Here is a 19,934-nt window from a genome sequence, read left to right on the forward strand (position 1 = left end):
GAAACACAAATTCTTCATCCTTGCCGCCGCCACTGGACCGATAATCGGGACAGGTTTAGGAGTTGTCCGTGACAGCGATATCCACCGAGCTTTCCCATGTCGACGACGAGCAACAGCCGCGCATGGTCGACGTTGGCGCCAAGGCGATTACCCGTCGCACGGCACAGGCCAGCGCACGCGTGACGTTCCCGGCCGACGTGGCCGCGCGATTGCACGAAGCGGGCTATGTCACGCCCAAGGGCGCCGTGCTCACGGTGGCGCAGATTGCCGGCGTGATGGGCGCCAAGGCCACGCCGCAACTTATTCCGCTATGCCACCCGCTGAGCATCGACCGGTGCGACGTCAGCATCCGCATGGAAGGTGTGCACGCACTGATCGACTGCACGGTGTCCTGCAACGGCCGCACCGGGGTAGAAATGGAGGCGCTCACGGGCGCCAGCATCGCCGCGCTGACCATCTACGACATGTGCAAGGCGATGTCGCACGACATCGTCATCAACGAAGTGCGGCTGGTCGCCAAGACTGGCGGCAAGCAGGATTTCGCGACGACGGAGCAAGCATGAGCGATACACCGGCTCCGCTTTACGGTTTGCTCTTGAGCGGCGGCGCGAGTCAGCGCATGCGCCAGGACAAGGCCGCGCTGGACTATCGTGGCGAGCCGCAGCTATTGCGCGCCTGGCGTTTGCTCGAATCGGTGACCGCGCACGCGTTTGTTTCAGTGCGCGAGAGCCAGCGCGACGACGCCTTGCGCGCCAAGCTGCCGCAGATCGTGGACAGCTACGACGCGGTGGGACCGGTGGCCGGCATCCTCTCCGCGCAGGAGCGCCATCCCGACGCGGCATGGCTGGTCCTGGCCTGCGACTTGCCGCTGCTGGACAACGACACGCTGCGTCGTCTGATCGACGCACGCGATCCGCAAGCCGACGCTACCGTGTTCGCCAGCAGCCACGACGGTCTGCCCGAACCGCTGTGCGCCATCTGGGAACCGCGCAGCCACGCGCTGCTGCACCAGCGCTACGAGAACGGCAGCTATTGCCCGCGCAAGGCGCTGATGCAATCCAACATCGTGCTGTTGCCTGCGCCAGGCGATGCGCTGGACAACGTCAATACACCCGAGGAACGGCAAGCCATGCAACAACGTCTGGAGTCCCTGGCATGACAGTGGTGAACCTCCAGTACTACGCGCAATTGCGCGAGCAGGCCGGCACCAGCGCCGAGCAGGTCGACACCGCGGCGGGTTCACTGCGCGAGCTTTATGAGGAGTTGCGCATCGCCCGCGGCTTCTCGCTGGCGGCGGACGCACTCAAGGTGGCGGTGAATGCCCAGTTCAGCGCATGGGAGCGCCCTCTGCGCAACGGCGACACCATCGTCTTCATTCCACCGGTGGCTGGCGGATGAGCGGCTTCGAACTTTCCAGCACGGCGGTCGATACCAGCGGCCAGCGCGATCGGCTGCGCCATCCCGCCAGTGGCGGCTATTGCTCGTTTGAAGGATGGGTGCGCAACAGCAACGAAGGGCGTGAAGTCGACGGGCTGTCCTATGAGGCCTATGCGGAACTCGCCATCGCGGAAGGCGAGCGCATCGTCGCCGAAGCCGTCGAACGCTACGGCGTCACCGACGCGCGTTGCGTGCATCGCACGGGCGATCTGAAGATCGGCGATATGGCGGTATGGGTCGGTGCGTCCGCACCGCATCGCGACGAAGCCTTTCGCGCCTGCCGCTACATCATCGACGAGATCAAGCACCGGCTGCCGATCTGGAAGAAGGAGCACTACGTCACCGGCGAATCCGACTGGGTTGCCTGTACGCATGTCTATCGCGAGCACGAGCACGAGGGCCATCAGCATCACCACCACGCGCCTGCCGAGCCCTTCGTCCCCGACTACTCGCGTCAGACCCGATTGCGCGAGGTCGGCGAAGCAGGGCAGGCGAAGCTCGCATCCTCGCGCGTGCTGGTGATCGGCGCGGGTGGCTTGGGCTGCCCGGTGATCAGTTATCTCGCCGGCGCGGGCATCGGCACGCTCGGCATCGTGGATGGCGATACCCTGGGCGCGAGCAACCTGCATCGGCAGACCATGTACAACGCGCAGGACATCGGTGAGTTCAAGGCCGAGCTCGCGACGCGTCGCGTGGCCGCGCTCAATCCCACCGTGCAGGTGCAGGCGTGGACGCAGCCCCTGGACGCCGGCAACGCGGTCGATGTGTTCCGCCAGTTCGACCTGGTGATCGAATGCACCGACGATATGCGCAGCCGCTATCTCAGCAGCGACGCTGCCGTGATCAGCGGCACGCCTTTGATCCTCGCCAGCATTTATCAATACGAAGGCCAGCTGCAGTTCGTGGCGGCCAAGCCGGGTGCGCCATGTTTGCGCTGCCTGTGGCCTCAGGAGCCGTCGCCGGAGTCGGTGGGCAGCTGCGCGCTGTCGGGCGTACTCGGTCCGGTGCCGGGCGTGTTGGGTGCGATGCAGGCCACTGAGGCGCTGAAATATCTGCTCGGCTTGCCGCAACCGAACGCCGGTTCGTTGTCACTGGTGAACCTGATCGACCTGAGCATCCAGCACTTGCCGATCGATGTGGCCGGCGGATGTGCAGCGCATGGCGGTTGCGTCGAGGTGGCGCGACGCGCGTTGGCCCGCTCGATGGACGAGCAGGAGATTGATCTGGTGTTCGATCGTCTTGATGACGCTGTTGCCGCCGGATATCTGCTGGTGGATGTGCGCGAGGCCGACGAGCTGGTCAGCGATCCGATGCCGATTGCTGGCGCGATGCACATGCCTTCGGCTCAAGTCGGCGAGCGGGCAGGGGAATTCATCGAAGGTCGCTATCTGCTGGTATGCGCCAGCGGCCGCCGCAGCGGGCATGCCGCGCGGCTGTTGCGTGGTGAAGGTGTGGAGAACGTGTACTCGCTCGCCGGCGGATTAAATGCGCTGCGCGTCGCTGGTTGATAGCGCGTGGCGTATCGCGTGACGGCCTGACGCCAGAAACGAAAAAGCCCGCATCGCTGCGGGCTTCGTCTACAATTGGTGCCCAGGAGAGGACTCGAACCTCCACGGTTTTACCCGCTAGTACCTGAAACTAGTGCGTCTACCAATTCCGCCACCTGGGCAGGTGTCACGTGAGCTTTTTGGGCTGCGTGAGCCGCGTAGATTAGGCATGTGTCGGTGGGTTGTCAACTATCCTTTCACGGATTTTTTTCGGACCGACACTCCTCGGGTCCGCAAGCCCCATAAAACCAACTAAAAAGGCATAGGAAGTGACCAGAAAAAAAGAACCGCGCAGCAGTAAGCCGGAGCCGGGTTCCAAGGCGCCCACGCCCAAGAACGGCAAGAGCGGCAGCGGCCGCGGCCGTCGCTCGGCAGTGGAGCCGAGCCGCCCGCGCGAAGGCGTGGTGGGCGATCCGCACGCGGAGCGCGAAGCGCAGCGTTACGAGCGCCCGATTCCCAGCCGCGAGGCCATCCTCGCGCTGCTCGAACAGCGCGGCGAATTGCTGACCGAAGCGCGCATGGCCGAAGCGCTTTCGTTGTTCGACGAATACGATCTCAACGCCCTGCGCAAGCGCCTCGGCGCCATGGTGCGCGACGGCCAGCTGCTGCTGGGGCGTCGCGGCGGCTATGCGCCGGCCAACAAGCTGGACTTGATCCAAGGCGTGGTGCTAGCCAATGCCGAGGGCTACGGCTTCCTGCGTCCGGATGGCGGCGGCGACGATCTCTATCTCTCGCCCCAGCAGATGCGCATCGTGCTGCACGGTGACCGCGTGCTGGCCAGCGTGGTCGGCATCGACCGGCGCGGTCGCAAGCAGGGCGCGATTGTCGAAGTATTGCAGCGCCGCTCTCCCCGACTGGTCGGTCGCGTGGTGATCGAAAACGGCGTCACTCTGGTGGCGCCCGATGACCGTCGCGTGCATCAGGACGTGATGATCGTGCCCGGCCAGGACATGGGCGCCCGTTCCGGGCAGATCGTGGTGGCCGAGATCACCGATCCGCCGACGCCGCATCGCGGTCCGATGGGCGCGATCCGCGCCGTGCTGGGCGAACGCCTGCAGCCGTCGCTGCTGGTGGAGATGGCCATCGCGAGCCACGACCTGCCGCACGACTGGCCCGAGGCCGTGATACGCGACGCCGCCCAGGTCGAGCCGCAGGTGACGGCTGCCGAGCGCGAGGGCAGGGTGGATCTGCGTTCGCTGCCGCTGGTGACCATCGACGGCGCCGACGCGCGCGACTTTGACGACGCGGTATTTGCCGAACCCAAGCGTGGCGGCGGCTATCGCCTGGTGGTCGCCATTGCCGATGTCTCGCATTACGTGAAGGTGGGCTCGGCGCTCGACAAGGAAGCCTACGAGCGCAGCACCTCCACCTATTTCCCCGGCTTCGTGGTGCCGATGTTGCCGGAGACGCTGTCCAACGGCATCTGTTCGTTGAACCCCAAGGTCGAACGCCTGTGCATGGTGTGCGACATGGTGATCAACGAAGAAGGCGAGGTCGTCCGCTCGAAGTTCTACAACGCGGTGATGCGTTCGCATGCGCGTCTCACCTATAACCGCGTGTGGCAGGCGATCGGCCTCAACGATGCCGACGCGCGCCACGAGTTGGCCGATGTGATGCCGCAGATCGAGCATCTGCACGGCCTTTACAAATTGATGGCGGCGCAGCGCAAGCGTCGTGGCGCGATCGACTTTGAAACGCCCGAGGTGAAATTCCGCCTCGACCAGCGCGGCGAAGTGGAAACCATGGGCGCCACCGAGCGCAACGACGCCCATAAGCTGATCGAGGAATGCATGATCGCCGCCAACGTGCAGGCGGCCTTGTTCCTCGAAAAGAAAAAGATTCCCGCGCTGTTCCGCGCGCACGAACCGCCGCCGGCCGAGAAGTACGAGGATCTGCAGAATTTCCTGCGCGAATTCAAACTGCGCATGCCACCGGTGGAGGAAGTGACGCCAGGCGACTACGCCGACATTCTCCGCCTGGTGCACGACCGCCCCGAGCGCGAGCTGATCCAGTCGGTGCTGCTGCGCTCGCAGAGCATGGCCGCGTACCAGCCGGACAACCGCGGCCACTTCGGCCTCGCGCTGGAGGCGTACGCGCACTTCACCTCGCCGATCCGCCGCTATCCGGATCTGCTGGTGCATCGCGCGATCCGCTACGCCATTGGCGGCGGCAAGCCCACGGCGTACAGCTATACCCCGAGCGAGATGGCCGCGATGGCGGTGCACTGCTCGCAACGCGAGCGCCGTGCGGAAGAGGCCGAGCGCGATGTGGACGAGCGCTTCAAGTGCGCCTGGATGTCCAAGCACGTGGGCAGCGAGTTCGCAGGCACCGTCACGGGTGTGACTTCATTTGGTTTGTTCGTGGAGCTGGATGAGTCGAAGGTGTCGGGTCTGGTGCATATCAGCCAGCTTTCCAATGACTACTACCACTTCGACCCGGTGCGTCACCTGCTGAAGGGTGAGCGCAGCGGCGCGCAGTTCCGCCTCGGCGACCACGTGCGTGTGCAGGTGCTGCGAGCCAGCCTGGAAGACCGCAAGATCGATTTCCGCCTGGTCACGCCGCGCAAGGAAGGCAAGGAAATCGTGGCCCCGCCCAGCGGCGAGCGCCGCTACAACTACGCCGCCGCCGGCGATCGTTATTCGCTGCCCAAGGTCAAGCGCGGGACGGAACGCCCCGCGGCGCGCGATAATGCCGCCCCCGCGGCACCCCTGCCGTCGTTGCCGCCAGCGGAGCGCAAGTCCGCCGCGCGTGACGGCGACAAGGCGCCGGTTGGCAAGAGCACCTTTGCCAAGGCCAAGGCCGCTGCCAAGGGGGCGTTCGCCAAGGCAAAGGCGGCCGCGCAGGGCCGCAAGGCGAAAGCCGCTGCGCCCAAAGACACCACAAATGCACCGACAGCTGGAAAGAAGAAAGGCAAACGATGAGTGACAGTTGGATCGTCGGGATCAACCCGGTCGAAGGCGCGCTGAGCAACGACGCCGCGCGCGTACGCGAAGTGCTGGTGGAACAAGGCCAGCGCAACGCGCGCGTGCAGGAGCTGGCGACCCGCGCCAAGGCTTTGAATATTCCCGTGCATCATCGCTCGCGCGATGAACTCGACCGCGTGTCGGGCGAGGCCCGTCACCAGGGCGTGGTGGCGCGTTACGAAGCGCCGCCGATGGCTTCGGAAAACGACATCGAGCGGCTTCTCACCGAGGCAGGTCAGAACGCCCTGGTGCTGGTGCTCGACGGCGTCACCGATCCGCACAACCTCGGCGCCTGCCTGCGCAGCGCGGCGGCGGCGGGTGCCACCATGGTGATCGTGCCGAAGGATCGCGCCGTGGGCCTGACGCCCGTGGTGCGACGCGCCTCCGCCGGGGGCGCCGATCGTGTGCCGCTGATCGCCGCCACCAACCTGGCCCGCGCGCTGCGCACGCTCAAGGATGCCGGCGTGTGGATCACCGGTCTGGCCGGGGATACGGAGACTTCCGTCTACAGCATCGACATGCGTGGCCCGGTGGCCATCGTGCTGGGCAGCGAAGGCGAGGGCATGCGCCGCCTGACCCGCGAGACCTGCGATTTCGTGGCGCAGATTCCGATGCCGGGCGTGATGGAAAGTCTGAACGTGTCCGTGGCCACGGGCATCGTGTTGTTCGAGGCATTGCGACAAAGGAGTGAAAAGCGATGACGTTCTTCTGGTATGACTGGGCCGGTTACATCGGTGTGGTGCTGGTGCTGTCGTCCTTCCTGTTGCTGCAGGCACGCAAGCTGCACGGCAATGGCCTGGTCTATCAGCTGATGAACGTGTTTGGTGCGCTGGGCGTGGTGCTGTCGCTGCTGTTCGGCGTGGCGATCAACTGGCCTGCATTGCTGATGGAGCTGGCTTGGATCGTGATCGGCATCTTCGGCATCATGCATTCGGCCCGCGTACGTCGCGAAGCCCGCGAACTGGGCAGCAAGTTCACGCCCTGACAGTTTTTCGGTCATCGCCTTGATTCCCCTCACCGTCATTCCGGCGAAAGCCGGAATCCAGCGCCTTTTCCACACACTAGCTGAAGGGCAAAGGCACTGGATTCCGGCTTTCGCCGGAATGACGGAGGGGAAGAATGGAGGTTTGAGATTTGCGGATATCGTGAGGAATTCCTTCAGGTACGGCCGGTAGAATGGCCTGACCGACCTCGCAATGAGGCCGGTCTGCGGGGACGGCCCCGCACGCAAGTGTTTTCGGCAGGGACGGCCCTGCTCTCATCCAGAGGAGCGCGTCATGCCCTGGATTTATCTCATGCTCGCCGGACTGCTCGAAGTGGTCTGGGCGATTGGACTGAAATACACCGAAGGCTTCACGCGCCTGTGGCCGAGCGTCATCACGGCCTCGGCGATGCTCGCCAGCATCATGTTGCTTGGCATGGCGGTGAAGAGTCTGCCGATCGGCACGGCTTACGCGATCTGGACCGGTATTGGTGCGGTGGGAGCGGTGATACTAGGCATCGTGCTGTTCGGCGATTCGGCCTCGCCATTGCGGCTGGCCTGCGTGGGGCTGGTGGTGTTGGGCATGCTGGGGTTGAAGCTGACCGGCGGCGCGCACTGATCGTGATGCACCCGGGGCTGCACTTCCTTACCGTCATTCCCGCGAAAGCGGGAATCCAGTGCCGTTGCTTTAAACGGCAGAAAGGCGCTGGATCCCCGCTTGCGCGGGGATGACGGTGAGGGATGTTGATGTGGCTGTTCCACGCCGGGACAACCAGGCCGTCGCTTACTCGGGCTTGTTGCCCAGCTTGGTCAGCTCAGGGTTGGAGGTGAAGTCACGCTTGGCGCGCTGCGCCGTGAGTGGCTCGCCATTGACCTGATACCAGATGCTCTCGGCAATATTGGTAGCGTGGTCGCCGATGCGCTCGATGTTCTTGGCCATGAACAGCAGGTGCGTGCACGGCGTGATGTTGCGCGGATCTTCCATCATGTAGGTCAGCAGCTGGCGGAAGTAGCCGGTATAGGCTTCGTCCAGCTCGGCATCGTCCTTCCACACCTGGTAGGCGCGCTCGGCATCGCGGTCGCGGTAGGCGATCAACACGTCGCGCACTTCCTGTGCGGCAAGCTCGGCCAGGTAGCCGAGGCCGTTGGTCGGGCTTACCGGCGCGACCATGGAAAGCGGAATGGAGCGCTTGGCCACGTTGGCCGCGTAGTCGCCAATGCGTTCGATGTCGGCGGCGATGCGCAGCGCGGCGAACACGTTGCGCAGGTCGCCGGCGATCGGCGCGCGCAGCGCGAGCAGGCGCACTACGTCGTGGCTGATTTCCTGCTCGAGCAGGTCGATGGCGTCGTCGTTGTTGACCACGTGCTGCGCAGCGCGCTCGTCACGGCGGTCGATCACGTCGATGGCTGCTTCCAGCTGGCTCACGGCAAGTTCGCCCATGCGGACGATTTCGCCGGTGAGGCGGGTCAGCTCGTCGTCGTAGCTCTTGATGATGTGTTCTTTGCTGCTGCCGCTCATGGGGGATTCCCTATCTATGGAAGGTGAGGTTCCGTGACCCCTCACCCCGACCCTCTCCCCGCAGGGGAGAGGGAGTGGCGTACGTTTTAGCCGAAGCGACCGGTGATGTAATCCTCGGTCTGCTTCTTGCCCGGCTTGGTGAAGATCTGTTCGGTGCGGTCGAATTCGATCAGCTCGCCCAGGTACATGAAGGCGGTGAGGTCCGAGCAACGGGCCGCCTGCTGCATGTTGTGGGTGACGATGACGATGGTGTACTCGCTCTTGAGTTCTTCCACCAGCTGCTCGATGCGGCCGGTGGCGATCGGGTCGAGCGCCGAGGTCGGTTCGTCCAGCAACAGCACTTCGGGCTTCAGCGCGATGCCACGCGCGATACACAGGCGCTGCTGCTGGCCGCCGGAGAGGCCGAGCGCGCTCTGCTTGAGCTTGTCCTTCACCTCGTCCCACAGCGCGGCGCTGCGCAGCGCCTGCTCGACACGGATGTCCATGTCGGCGCGCGAGAGCTTCTCGTGGTGGCGGATGCCGTAGGCCACGTTCTCGAAGATGGTCATCGGGAACGGCACCGGCTTCTGGAACACCATGCCGACCTTGCTGCGCAGGCGGTTCATGGAATAACGCGAGTCGAGGATGTTCTCCTCGTCCAGCACGATCTCGCCCTTCGCCTCGAGCTTGGGGTAGATCGCATAGATGCGGTTGAAGATGCGCAGCAGCGTGGACTTGCCGCAACCGGAGGGGCCGATGATGGCCGTGACCTTCTTCTCCGGGATGTCCATGTTGATGCCTTTCAGCGCATGGAAACCGTTGTAGTAGAAGTGCAGGTCGCGCACCTTGATCTTGGTCGGCGCAAGCGGAGCGTGCGTGGCCGCGGACTGCGGGTGGATGCCGGCGGCGGCGGACTCAGTCATGGGACACCTTGTTGCGGGAAAGGACCAGACGGGAGGCAAGACTCAGCAAAAGCACGAACATGGTGAGCACAAAGGCACCGGCCCAGGCGATGGCGTGCAAGCCTTCGCCCGGATCGTTGGCGTACTGGTAGATCACCTGCGGCAGACTGGACATCTTGTCCGACGGGTTGAAGGTCAGATAGTTGTTGCCGAACGCGGTGAACAGCAGCGGCGCGGTTTCGCCGCTGATGCGGGCCAGCGCGAGCAGCACGCCGGTGATGATGCCCGAGCGTGCGGCGCGGATCAGGATCTGCGTGGTCAGCTTCCACTGCGGAATGCCCAGCGACAGCGAGGCCTCGCGCAGGGTGGAAGGCACCAGGCGCAGCATTTCATCGGAGGTACGCACGATCACCGGCAGGGCGATCAATGCCAGCGCGATGCCGCCGGCCCAGCCGGAGAACGTGGTGGAACCGTCGGTGAGCGCCGTGCTCGGCAGCACCACGATGGTGTACACGAACAGGCCAAGCACGATCGACGGCGCCGACAGCAGGATGTCGTTGAGGAAGCGGATCGACTCGCCCAGCTTGGTGCCGCTGGCGTACTCGGCCAGCCACGCGCCGGCGAGCACACCGATCGGCGTGGCGATGACGATGCCGATCATGTTCACCGTCAGGCTGCCGACCATGGCGTTGAGCAGGCCGCCGTCCTCGCCATAGGCGGTGATCTTGGTGAACAGTTGCGGGCGCAGCGCGCCGATGCCCTGGCGCAGCGTTTCCCACAGGATCCACGCCAGGAAGATCAGGCCGATCAACGTGGCCACCACGCTGAGCGACAGCGCGATGATGTTCTTGATGCGGCGCTGCGTGTAGAGACTCGAATCGGTAGCCATCAGCGACCCTCCTTATGGGCCATCTGTCGCAGCATCCAGCGTGCGATCAGCAGCACGATGAAGGTCACCACGAACAGCAGGAAGGCCAGCGCCATCAGCGTGGATTTCTGCAGGCCCGCAGCCTCGCTGAACTGGTTGGCGATGGTGGAAGCGATCGACGCGCCCGGATCAAGAATCGACGGCGACAGTTTCATCGCGTTGCCGAGCACGAAAGTGACGGCCATCGTCTCGCCCAGCGCGCGGCCAAGACCGAGGAAGATGCCGCCGATCACCGCCGAACGCGTGTACGGCAGCACGATGTCCCAGGACACTTCCCAGGTGCTGGAACCGAGCGCATACGCCGATTCCTTCAGGCGCGTAGGCACCGTCTGGAACACTTCGCGCATCACCGAGGAGATGAACGGGATGATCATCACGGCCAGCACGATGCCGGCGGTGAGGATGCTGGCGCCGAACGGATAGTCGCTGCCGAACAGCTTGCCGACGAACGGCACGTGCTGGGCCACCCACGACAGCTTGCCGTCGTCGGGCTTGTCGCCGAGGTAGTTGGTCAACCACGGCTTGATGTGGTCGGCGAAGAAGGGCGCAAAGATGAACAAGCCCCACATGCCGTAGATGATCGAAGGGATGCCGGCCAGCAGTTCGATGGCCGAGGCCACCGGCGTACGCAGCCACGGCGGCGCCACTTCGGAAAGGTAGAGCGCGATGCCGAAGCTCACTGGAACGGCAAGCAGCAGGGCAATGAACGAGGTGGCGATGGTGCCGTACACCGGCACGAGCGCGCCGTAGGTGTCGGAACTGGGATCCCAGGCATCGCTGACCAGGAAGTGCCAGCCGAACGTGCCGAATGCGTGGCGGCCGCCCCACAGGGTGGCGCCGGCGGCGCCGAGCAGACAGGCCAGCACCAGCAGGGCGCAGCCCTTGAGCAGCCAGCTGAACAGGCGGTCGTTCCGGGCGTCGCGTCGGGCGCGCGCTTCCTGGGGCACGGAGGAGGCGATGGCGCCTACGTTCGCTTGCATGTGCGGAGGATTCCTCGGCATTCAGGCCAGTCCGGTGGGTGCCGGCTGGTTGATGGATGGCGCTTCCGGGCGCCTTTCAGCAACAGGCCGCCCGAGGTTAGTCGGGCGGCCGTCGTGGTGCGGTCAAGCCATCAGCTTAAGACTCGCCGGTTGCCGTAGCGTGACCGGCGAGACGCCAGGCTTAGTGCTTGTACTCGGTGCTCCAGTAAGCCTCGATCTTCTTGACCAGGGTGTCCGGCAGCGCGACGTAGTCGAGCGACGCGGCATCCTTCTGGCCATTCTCGAGCGCCCACTTGAAGAACTCGAACGCCACCTTGGTGTGCTCGGCGTTCTTGGGCTTCTTGTACATCACCACCCAGGTCGTCGCGGTGATCGGCCATGCCTGCGCACCGGAGGCGTTGGTCATGATCACGTTGAAGTCCTTGGCGCTGCCCCAATCGGCCGTGGCGGCGGCAGCGGCGAACGCGTCGGCGCTCGGCGCAACCACCTGGCCGGCGGCGTTCTTGAGGTTCACCCAGCTGATCTTGTTCTTAACCGCATAGGCGTACTCGACGTAGCCGATCGAACCGACGATCTGCTTCACGTACTGCGACACGCCTTCGTTGCCCTTGCCGCCCACGCCGGTCGGCCACTCGACGGCCGTGCCGAACTTGACCTTGCTGGCCCAGTCGGTGCTGACCTTGGACAGGTAGTTGGTGAAGTTGAACGAGGTGCCCGAACCGTCCGAGCGATGCACGACGGTGATCTTCTTGGAGGGCAGGTTGACGCCAGCGTTCATCGCAGCGATGCGCGGATCGTTCCACATGGTGATCTTGCCGAGGAAGATGTCGGCGAGGGTGGTGCCGTCCAGCTTGACCTGGCCCGCTTCGATGCCCGGGATGTTCACCACCGGCACGATGCCGCCCACCACGACCGGGAACTGGCCCAGGCCGAACTGTGCGAGGTCTTCAGCCTTCACCGGAGCATCGGTGGCGCCGAAGTCGATGGTGCCTTCCTTGATCTGCGCCACGCCGGCGCCAGAGCCGACGGACTGATAGTTGAGCTTGTTGCCGGTCTTTTCAGCGTAGCCCGCGGACCACTTCGAAAGCACCGGGTAGACGAAGCTCGAGCCAGCGCCGGTGATGTCGGTCGCCTGCGCGCCCATGGCAAACAGCGAGGCCGTCGCGAACACCGCGGCCGTGCCGATGCGAGTCAGAGATTTGGTTGAGATCAACACGGTTGCTCCTTAGCGATAAGGGTTTCGGGGGATTCCCGCCCGCCGTTATTTCATGCGCGTCGTGTTGCAATGAAATGAGCTCAATGTTTCAGCGATATGACAGCGGACAAGTGTTTGTCATAAAGCATTGACTGGTAGGGGAATGTGGCGGAAGCCAGATGGTCCGATTTAACGCGAGCCGGATGCGGGGCGCCCCGGAAGGGTGTCTGGCGTCCCCGCTGGCCATACAACCCCTCACCGTCATTCCGGCGAAAGCCGGAATCCAGCGCCTTTCACTCTTCACTGCCTCAAAAGGCACTGGATTCCGGCTTTCGCCGGAATGACGGTGAGGGGCAGCGATGCAGTGGGTAGTAGCGGCGATTTCGCCAAGCCGCCGGGCTGTTTTTCTGCCGCCGGACTGTTCTTCTAAAGCGACTCGATGCCGATCTGGTCCCGCTCGAACTCTTCCAGCCGGCGCCAGCGGTTGACGATGGTGCAGAACAGCTCTGCCGTCCGCTCCGCGTCATAAATGGCGGAATGCGCTTCACGCGTATCGAAGGGAATGCCTGCGGCCTGGACCGCCTTGCTCAGTACTGTCTGGCCGAACGCAAGCCCGCTCAGCGTGGCGGTGTCGAAGCAGCTGAACGGGTGGAACGGGTTGCGCTTGTGGGCGACGCGGCGCACGGCCGCATTGAGAAAGCCCAGGTCGAACGCCGCGTTGTGGCCCACCAGCACGGCGCGCTGGCAATCCATGTCGCGCATGGCGTCGCGGATCGGCTTGAACACATGGTCCAGCGCCAGGCGCTCGTCCAGGGCGCCGCGCAGCGGGTTGTCCGGGTCGATGCCGGTGATCTCCAGTGCGCGCGGGTCGATATTGGCGCCGGGGAAGGGGTGGACATGCGCCGACACCGCCGGCATGGGCTGCAGATAGCCCTCGGGGGTCATGCGCAATATGACAGCGGCGATTTCCAGCAGCGCATCGCGCTCGGCATCGAAGCCGCCGGTTTCAACGTCCACGATGACCGGCAGGAAGCCGCGGAAGCGCTCGGCCATGCGGCCGGCCATGCTGTTATTGAGCTTATCCATCGCCTAAGCATATCAGCCGAGCTGGCGGTCTCGGGTCGGCAGCCCAACGGGGGCGCGAGATCCGTACGTGCGCGAACGCATGTCTTTGTTCTGTCACATAACGTCCATGTAACGGTAAAGCCCGAAGCCCATCCTGCGCTCCGAACCTGCTTGGACGGCCGGAGATCGAAGGGGGCGGTCCAGGTGATTCTTACCTACATGCGGAGATATTCCATGCGTTCCAAGTTGCTCGCGGTGGCCATTGCTGCCGGTTTGGGCGTTACCAGCTTCCACGTCATGGCCGACCCGGCCGGCGCCAGCACCAAGACCAGCACGCAGTCGACGCAGAACGCCGAGATCGAAGCGCTGAAGGCCCAGCTGCAGGCCCTGCAGGCCAAGGTCGTCGAGCTCGAGCAGCGCACTGATGCGCAGTCCGACATCAACGTGTCGACTGGCCAGGCTGTGGAGCAGGTGCAGAAGCAGGTCGCCACGACCGACGCGACCGTCAAGAAGTCGCAGGACAAGATCGCTTACAAGGGCGTGAACATCACGCTCGGCGGCTTCCTCGCTGCCGAATCGATCTACCGTTCGGCCAATGAAGGCGCGGACATCGCATCGAACTACAGCTCGATGCCGTACAAGAACGTGCAGACCGCGCACATGAACGAGTTCCGCATGACCGCGCGTCAGAGCCGCCTCTCGGCCCTGGCCCAGGGTGACGTGGATCCGACCACGCATCTGGCTGGCTACATCGAACTGGACTTCCTGGGCGGCGCCCAGACCGCGAACTCGAACGAGAGCAACTCGTTCAACCCGCGTATCCGCAACGTGTACCTGACGTCCGATTGGGACACCTCGGGCCTGCACCTGCTGGCCGGCCAGAACTGGTCGCTGCTGACGCTCAACAGCAAGGGCATCATGCCGCGCGGCGAGCAGATGCCGCCGCAGATCGACGCGCAGTACATCCCGGGCTTCACCTGGGCGCGTCAGGCGCAGATCCGCCTGGTCAAGGATTGGGACAAGAAGTACTGGCTGGGCGTCTCCATCGAGAACCCGCAGACCACGTTCTATTCGAGCCCGAACCAGGCCAAGGCGCCGGTGCAGCAGACGGCTTACAACATGACCGCGGGTTCGGGTTTCGACTCGGCCAATACGCTGTCGCTCAACCACATCCCCGATGTGGTGGTGAAGTTCGCGGCTGACCCGGGTTTCGGTCACTACGAACTGTTCGGCCTCGGCCGCGCCTTCTACAACCGTTATGCCGTCAACGGCAGCTACCAGAACCACAACACCTACGGCGGTGGCTGGGGTCTGGGCGTGATCTTGCCGCTGATCGACAAGACCCTCGACTGGCAGTTCTCCGGCATGTCGGGCAAGGGCATCGGCCGTTACGGCAGCGCCCAGCTCTCCGACGTGACCTTCAGCCCGAACGGCAATCTGGCTCCGATCAAGGAGAACATGATGCTGACCGGTCTGACCTGGCACACCAATCCGGATCTGGACATCTATCTGTTCGGCGGCCGCGAAGCTGCCAGCAAGAAGGACTTCACCGCTTACAACGCGGGCACCGTGGCCCTGGGCTATGGCAACCCGGCTTACAACAACAGCGGTTGCGACATCGCCGGCAACAGCAACTGCGTGGGCAACGCTCGCCAGATCTGGCAGGGCACGGCGGGCTTCTGGTGGAAGTTCTACCAGGGCAAGTTCGGTCGCATGCAGTTCGGTGCACAGTACTCGTACACCCAGAAGGAAGCGTTCCCGGGCCAGGGCTTCATCAATGGCGTGAGCGGTCCGGTTGCCAATGGCCTTGCTTCGCCGAAGGCCACGGAGAACATGTTCTTCACCTCCTTCCGCTACTACCCGTTCTAATCGGATCGGCGGTACGGCTATCGCAAGGGAGTTTTACCCAAGGACGGACAAACGGCGGGCTCTGGCCCGCCGTTTTTCTTTTTGTGGCCGGGTATTTCCGCGTCGTGACAGTGCGCTACGAAGATGAACGATTGCTGCCGCAAGCAAGAAAAATGCACCGCTGTTCTCTCGCAAGGTCTTGCGATTTTCATGCGCTTTCCGATAACGTCGCGGCATGACTTCGCGTCTCCACCGCTCTCGTTTCGCCGCGTTTCTGGCGTGTTTGTTCGGCCTGCTGCTGCTGGTCGGAACGCCTGTCCGTCCTGCGCAACTGTCGCCGGCATCGTCGGCTGACAAGGCGATGGCCACGCTGGCCATGGTCGATGATGTTGCCGATAGCTCGGCCGATGACAGCGAGCACTGCTCGCTGGAAGACAACGCCAGCAACGGCATGGACGACATCCTCCATCCGTTCGATCTGGCTTACCTGTGGGCGCCGTTGCCCCACCACGCTCCGCGCTCGCTGCACGACGAGCTGAGCTTGCACGATACCGCGCGACTGCTGCGCCCACCCGAAGTCGCCTGATCCGCAGCCGCTGAAGCGGCACGCGTTCCCCGTGCGTGCGTGCCTTCGGGCTCGCCGCCTCCGATGGTCCCGCCTGTAAACCGATCCGCTACCGCGGCGCGTCAGTCGTGCCTGCGCGTGGCGCTGGCCATCTGTTCTTATTTTTCGTCGCCTCGTCTGGCGCGCGTTGCGCCGTGGGCGTCGTACCCGAGTCTTGTCTGGAGTATTTGCATGAAGCGTTTGATCGAAGGTTTCGAACAGTTCCGCAATGAGGTTTTTCCCGCGCAGCGCGAGGTGTTTCGCAAGCTGGCGGCGGGGCAGAGCCCCAGCACCATGTTCATCACCTGCGCCGACTCGCGCGTGATGCCGGAACTGATGTTTTCCGCGCAGCCGGGCGAGCTGTTCGTGTACCGCAATATCGGCAACATCGTGCCGCCGTATGCGCAGCACGTGAGCGGCGTGGTGGCGGCCATCGAGTATGCGGTGAAGGTGCTCAAGGTCAGCCATATCGTGATCTGCGGCCATTCTGACTGCGGCGCGATGAAGGCGCTGCAGCACCCCGAGCTGGTGCAGGACATGCCGTCGGTCGCGGCATGGATGAAACACGCGGACGTCGCTCGCTATGTGGTCGATCAGAACGGCCCCGGTCTGCAGGGTGCGGAAGGCCTGCGTCGCCTCACCGAGGAAAACGTGGTGGGCCAGCTGGAACACCTGCGCACGCTGCCCACCGTGGCGGCCGCCATGGCCAGCGGGCAACTGCGCATCCATGGTTGGGTCTATGACATCGAGCACGCCAGTTTGAAGGGCTTCGATGCACAACACGGTCGCTTTGTGCAGATCGAACCGGGCAAGCCGGGTTTTCCGGAGGCGACGCCGCATGCGCGCTTCGCGGTTCCCACTCCGTCGGCTGCCTAAGGATTTGTCGTGATCAGCAATTACTTCAAGCAGGGGCTGTTCGGGCGTGACCTGCTCGGTTCGATCGTGGTGTTCCTGGTGGCCTTGCCCCTGTGCATGGGCATTGCGATCGCCTCGGGCATGCCGCCGGCGGCAGGACTTATCACGGGCATCGTCGGCGGTGTCATCGTCGGTGCCGTGGCCGGTTCGCCGTTGCAGGTGAGCGGACCGGCGGCCGGCCTCGCCGTGCTGGTGTTCGAACTGGTGCGCGAACATGGCGTGGTCGCGTTGGGCCCGGTCGTGTTGCTGGCGGGTCTGATTCAGATCGCCGCTGGCCTGTGTCGCGTCGGCGTGTGGTTCCGGATGTGTTCGCCGGCGGTGGTGGCGGGCATGTTGTCGGGCATCGGCGTGTTGATTGTGGCCTCGCAGCTGCACGTGCTGATGGATGCCTTGCCCAAGGCGCGCGGCCTGGAGAACTTCGCCGCGTTGCCCGGTGCAGTGATTGACGCCGTGCAGGGCGAGGTGGGCAGTCTGTCCGCACTGGGTGTTGGCGTGGCCACCATCGCCATCATGCTGGGCTGGGAAAAACTGCGACCGGCGAAACTGCGCTTCGTGCCTGGTGCCTTGTTGGCGGTGGTTGCGTTGACGGCGACCGTGCAGTTCGCGGGTCTTGGGGTGAAAACGGTGGACGTTCCGTCCAATCTGATGGCCGCCGTATCCATGCCCGCGCTGAGCAGTCTCTCCAGCCTGCTTGAACCGTCGCTGCTGATCGCTGCGCTGACATTCGCCTTCATCGCGAGCGCGGAGACGCTGTTGTCCGCCGCCGCTGTCGATCGCATGCACGACGGCGCGCGCACCAGGTACGACCGCGAGCTCACCGCGCAAGGCATCGGCAACACTATCTGCGGCTTGTTCGGCGCGTTGCCGATGACGGGCGTGATCGTGCGCAGCGCGGCGAACGTGCAGGCAGGCTCGGCCTCGCGCATGGCCACCATCATGCACGGCGGTTGGCTACTCGTGTTTGCCATGCTGCTGCCATGGTTGATGCGCATGACGCCGGTAGCCTGCCTGGCCGGCATCCTGGTCTACACCGGCATCAAGATGGTGAACTTCAAGCAGGTAACTTCGCTGGCGCAGTACGGCAAGGGCACCGCATGGATTTACGTCGCGACCACGGTGGCCATCGTCGCCACCGATCTGCTGGCCGGCGTGCTGATCGGCTTCGCCTTGTCGCTGTTCCGCCTTGCACTGCATTCGTCACGGCTCAAGGTGGGCCTGCATCATCACGAGGAACCGGGCACGGCATCGCTGCGCCTGGAAGGTTCGGCGACGTTTCTGAGGGTGCCATCGGTGGCGCGTACCTTGGAAAGCGTGCCGCCGAATACGCGCCTGCAGCTGCAGGTGGATCGCCTGCATCACGTCGATCAGGCGTGCCTGGAATTGCTGCGCGAATGGAGCAGGAACGCGTCGGCACGCGGCTGCGAGCTGGTTGTGGACTGGCAACAGCTCAATCAACGCGTCGAAGGCGTACGACGAGCAGCATAGGCCCGCTCGTCATCATAGGAGCCCTCGTGCCTCCCCTCTCTCCACATGAGGGCTCCTTGGGTCCCCGGGCGGTCGCCGCGGAGTAGGTACCGTGGCGTCAGTGGGCCTGGGTCGCGCTGTCGGCCACCGCGTTGGCGGTGGTCGACAGCTGGGCTGCATCCCAGCCGCCGCCGAGCGCGCGGATCAGATCCACGCTCGCTTGCAGTCGTCGCGTGCGCACTTGTTCGGCGCTGCGTTCGGCCTGCAGTTCGGCCGTTTGCGCGCTCACCACATCAAGATAATTCACTGCGCCTTCGCGATAGCGATTGGTCGCGATGGTTTGCGAGTCGCGTGCGGCACTGGCGGCATCGTCTTGCTGATGCGCTTCCTTGCCGAGCTGTTGCAGCAGGGTGAGGTTGTCTTCCACCTGTTGGAACGCATCGAGCACCACACCGCGATAGAGACCCGCCGCCGCGTCTAGGTTCGCCTGCGCGGCCTGCACCTTGGAGCGACGCAGGCCGCCATCGAACAGCGTCATCGCCAGATCCGGGCCCAGCGCCCAGTAGCGGTTGCCGGCGCTCAGCAGATTGCCCATGCCGGTGTCCTGCCAACCCAGCGCAGCGGAAAGACTCAGGCGCGGGAAGAACGCCGCACGCGCCACGCCGATCTCGGCATTGGCTGCAAACACGCGCCGCTCGGCGGCGGCAATATCGGGACGACGCTCCAGCAATTGCGACGGCACGCCGAGCGGAATCGCGGGCACCTTGAGTGGTGCGTTGTCGACCGGCAGCGAGAAGCGCGACGCGGAGTCACCCACCAGCGTGGCGATGGCATGTTCAGTCAATGCACGCTGTGCTTGAACATCGGATACCTGCGCCTGTGCATCCGACAGCTGCGTCTTCGCGCGGCTCACATCGAGGCCCGAGGCCACGCCACCCTGGAAGCGTCGCTGGGTGAGATCGAGGCCTTGCTGGTACGCATCGAGTGTGTCGGTGAGGATGCGCTCCTGCACATCGAAACCGCGCAGCCGCAGGTAGAGATCGGCAAGCTGTGCTTCGAAACTCAGCTTCACCGAGGCGAGATCGGCTTGCGCCGCGTTCGCGCTCGCCTTGCCGGCAGCCACCTCGTTGCGCACGCGACCCCACAGATCGAGCTCGTAGCCGAGCCCAAAGCCAAGTGTCTCGGCGCTGTATTCGTTGGGTTGGCCGCTGCCGCGCAGCGGACGGTTATTCGACTGGCGATTGCGCGAATCGGCTGCGACCACGCCCAGCGTCGGATAGAGGTCCGAGCGCGCCTCGCCCAGCAGCGCGCGTGCCGCGTCATAGCGCGCCAGGGCGACGGCGAGGGTTGGATTGGAGGCATCGAGCTGCTGCTCCAGGCGATCCAGCGTCGGGTTGGCATACACCGACCACCACGGTCCACGCGCAGCCACATCGGAGGGATGCGCAGGCGACCACAGGCCGTCGGAGGTTTGACCGGCATAGCTGCCAGGCACGGGGCCGACGTCCGGCTTTGTATAAGCCGGCGCGAGCGAGCAGGCCGGCAACAGCGCCACCAGTGCGAGCGGCACGAGTCGGCGCAGAGAAGGGAGCATGAGCGTCATGGC

General features: G+C 64.4%; 19 protein-coding genes and 1 tRNA gene. 12 read left to right on the top strand and 8 right to left on the bottom strand.

What is annotated here, in order from left to right; all coding sequences use genetic code 11:
- The first annotated feature begins 62 nt into the window (after positions 1 to 62).
- The 4 genes from moaC to AC1DMY_RS04765 are packed head-to-tail and all read left to right on the top strand — an operon-like array spanning position 63 to position 2,945.
- Positions 63 to 563 carry a cyclic pyranopterin monophosphate synthase MoaC gene (moaC, locus tag AC1DMY_RS04750; protein WP_477163846.1) on the top strand — a complete coding sequence of 167 codons (501 nt, stop codon included), beginning with the start codon at positions 63 to 65 and terminating at the stop codon, positions 561 to 563.
- The gene (locus tag AC1DMY_RS04755) at positions 560 to 1,159 is read left to right on the top strand and encodes an NTP transferase domain-containing protein (RefSeq protein ID WP_477163847.1); all 600 of its coding nucleotides are present in this window, start codon (positions 560 to 562) and stop codon (positions 1,157 to 1,159) included. Before moaC ends, AC1DMY_RS04755 begins: the two co-directional genes overlap by 4 nt.
- Positions 1,156 to 1,398: a MoaD/ThiS family protein gene (locus AC1DMY_RS04760; protein ID WP_477163848.1), complete on the top strand. Its 243-nt coding sequence runs from the start codon at positions 1,156 to 1,158 to the stop codon at positions 1,396 to 1,398. The genes AC1DMY_RS04755 and AC1DMY_RS04760 overlap by 4 nt, the downstream gene beginning before the upstream one ends.
- Positions 1,395 to 2,945 (top strand): ThiF family adenylyltransferase, encoded by a 1,551-nt coding sequence (locus AC1DMY_RS04765; RefSeq protein ID WP_477163849.1) that lies wholly within the window; start codon positions 1,395 to 1,397, stop codon positions 2,943 to 2,945. Before AC1DMY_RS04760 ends, AC1DMY_RS04765 begins: the two co-directional genes overlap by 4 nt.
- Before the next feature lie 76 nt (positions 2,946 to 3,021).
- Here the strand turns inward: AC1DMY_RS04765 and AC1DMY_RS04770 are convergent.
- Positions 3,022 to 3,106 (bottom strand) — tRNA-Leu (locus AC1DMY_RS04770).
- Between the two features lie 282 nt (positions 3,107 to 3,388).
- Here AC1DMY_RS04770 and rnr point away from each other — a divergent pair.
- From rnr to sugE, 4 genes are all read left to right on the top strand, one after another.
- Entirely contained in the window at positions 3,389 to 5,905 is a 2,517-nt protein-coding gene (gene rnr / locus AC1DMY_RS04775; RefSeq protein ID WP_477164190.1) for a ribonuclease R, read from the top strand.
- Positions 5,902 to 6,648: a 23S rRNA (guanosine(2251)-2'-O)-methyltransferase RlmB gene (gene rlmB, locus AC1DMY_RS04780; RefSeq protein WP_477163850.1), complete on the top strand. Its 747-nt coding sequence runs from the start codon at positions 5,902 to 5,904 to the stop codon at positions 6,646 to 6,648. The genes rnr and rlmB overlap by 4 nt, the downstream gene beginning before the upstream one ends.
- On the top strand, positions 6,645 to 6,932 hold the full coding sequence (locus AC1DMY_RS04785) for a CBU_0592 family membrane protein (RefSeq protein ID WP_477163851.1): 288 nt from the start codon (positions 6,645 to 6,647) through the stop codon (positions 6,930 to 6,932). Before rlmB ends, AC1DMY_RS04785 begins: the two co-directional genes overlap by 4 nt.
- Before the next feature lie 292 nt (positions 6,933 to 7,224).
- Complete coding sequence (gene sugE / locus AC1DMY_RS04790) at positions 7,225 to 7,548, top strand: quaternary ammonium compound efflux SMR transporter SugE (protein ID WP_477163852.1); 324 nt, start codon at positions 7,225 to 7,227, stop codon at positions 7,546 to 7,548.
- Positions 7,549 to 7,713: 165 nt separating this feature from the next.
- Here the strand turns inward: sugE and phoU are convergent, their stop codons facing one another.
- The 6 genes from phoU to rnt all read right to left on the bottom strand — a co-directional run bounded on the left by phoU (position 7,714) and on the right by rnt (position 13,518).
- Entirely contained in the window at positions 7,714 to 8,448 is a 735-nt protein-coding gene (gene phoU, locus AC1DMY_RS04795; RefSeq protein ID WP_121879212.1) for a phosphate signaling complex protein PhoU, read from the bottom strand.
- Positions 8,449 to 8,534: 86 nt separating this feature from the next.
- On the bottom strand, positions 8,535 to 9,350 hold the full coding sequence (pstB, locus tag AC1DMY_RS04800; RefSeq protein ID WP_121879214.1) for a phosphate ABC transporter ATP-binding protein PstB: 816 nt from the start codon (positions 9,348 to 9,350) through the stop codon (positions 8,535 to 8,537).
- Complete coding sequence (pstA, locus tag AC1DMY_RS04805; protein ID WP_046970450.1) at positions 9,343 to 10,218, bottom strand: phosphate ABC transporter permease PstA; 876 nt, start codon at positions 10,216 to 10,218, stop codon at positions 9,343 to 9,345. The genes pstB and pstA overlap by 8 nt, the downstream gene beginning before the upstream one ends.
- Positions 10,218 to 11,237, bottom strand: a complete 1,020-nt coding sequence (gene pstC / locus AC1DMY_RS04810; protein WP_199727911.1) for a phosphate ABC transporter permease subunit PstC — start codon at positions 11,235 to 11,237, stop codon at positions 10,218 to 10,220. The genes pstA and pstC overlap by 1 nt, the downstream gene beginning before the upstream one ends.
- A gap of 181 nt (positions 11,238 to 11,418) precedes the next feature.
- On the bottom strand, positions 11,419 to 12,453 hold the full coding sequence (gene pstS, locus AC1DMY_RS04815; RefSeq protein ID WP_477163853.1) for a phosphate ABC transporter substrate-binding protein PstS: 1,035 nt from the start codon (positions 12,451 to 12,453) through the stop codon (positions 11,419 to 11,421).
- A 405-nt stretch (positions 12,454 to 12,858) separates the two neighbouring features.
- Positions 12,859 to 13,518, bottom strand: coding sequence for a ribonuclease T (rnt, locus tag AC1DMY_RS04820; protein ID WP_121879218.1), 660 nt, complete (start codon positions 13,516 to 13,518; stop codon positions 12,859 to 12,861).
- Between the two features lie 213 nt (positions 13,519 to 13,731).
- On the opposite strand from rnt, the gene AC1DMY_RS04825 reads away from it, so the two are divergent.
- The 4 genes from AC1DMY_RS04825 to AC1DMY_RS04840 all read left to right on the top strand — a co-directional run bounded on the left by AC1DMY_RS04825 (position 13,732) and on the right by AC1DMY_RS04840 (position 18,349).
- Positions 13,732 to 15,366: a hypothetical protein gene (locus AC1DMY_RS04825; protein WP_477163854.1), complete on the top strand. Its 1,635-nt coding sequence runs from the start codon at positions 13,732 to 13,734 to the stop codon at positions 15,364 to 15,366.
- A gap of 214 nt (positions 15,367 to 15,580) precedes the next feature.
- Positions 15,581 to 15,931, top strand: a complete 351-nt coding sequence (locus AC1DMY_RS04830; protein ID WP_477163855.1) for a hypothetical protein — start codon at positions 15,581 to 15,583, stop codon at positions 15,929 to 15,931.
- 210 nt (positions 15,932 to 16,141) lie between these two features.
- Positions 16,142 to 16,825, top strand: coding sequence for a carbonic anhydrase (locus tag AC1DMY_RS04835; protein WP_477163856.1), 684 nt, complete (start codon positions 16,142 to 16,144; stop codon positions 16,823 to 16,825).
- 12 nt (positions 16,826 to 16,837) lie between these two features.
- Positions 16,838 to 18,349: a SulP family inorganic anion transporter gene (locus tag AC1DMY_RS04840; RefSeq protein ID WP_477164191.1), complete on the top strand. Its 1,512-nt coding sequence runs from the start codon at positions 16,838 to 16,840 to the stop codon at positions 18,347 to 18,349.
- Between the two features lie 97 nt (positions 18,350 to 18,446).
- Here the strand turns inward: AC1DMY_RS04840 and AC1DMY_RS04845 are convergent, their stop codons facing one another.
- Entirely contained in the window at positions 18,447 to 19,931 is a 1,485-nt protein-coding gene (locus tag AC1DMY_RS04845; RefSeq protein WP_477163857.1) for an efflux transporter outer membrane subunit, read from the bottom strand.
- Positions 19,932 to 19,934 lie beyond the last annotated feature (3 nt).

Source organism: Dyella sp. 01L423 (assembly GCF_056399945.1).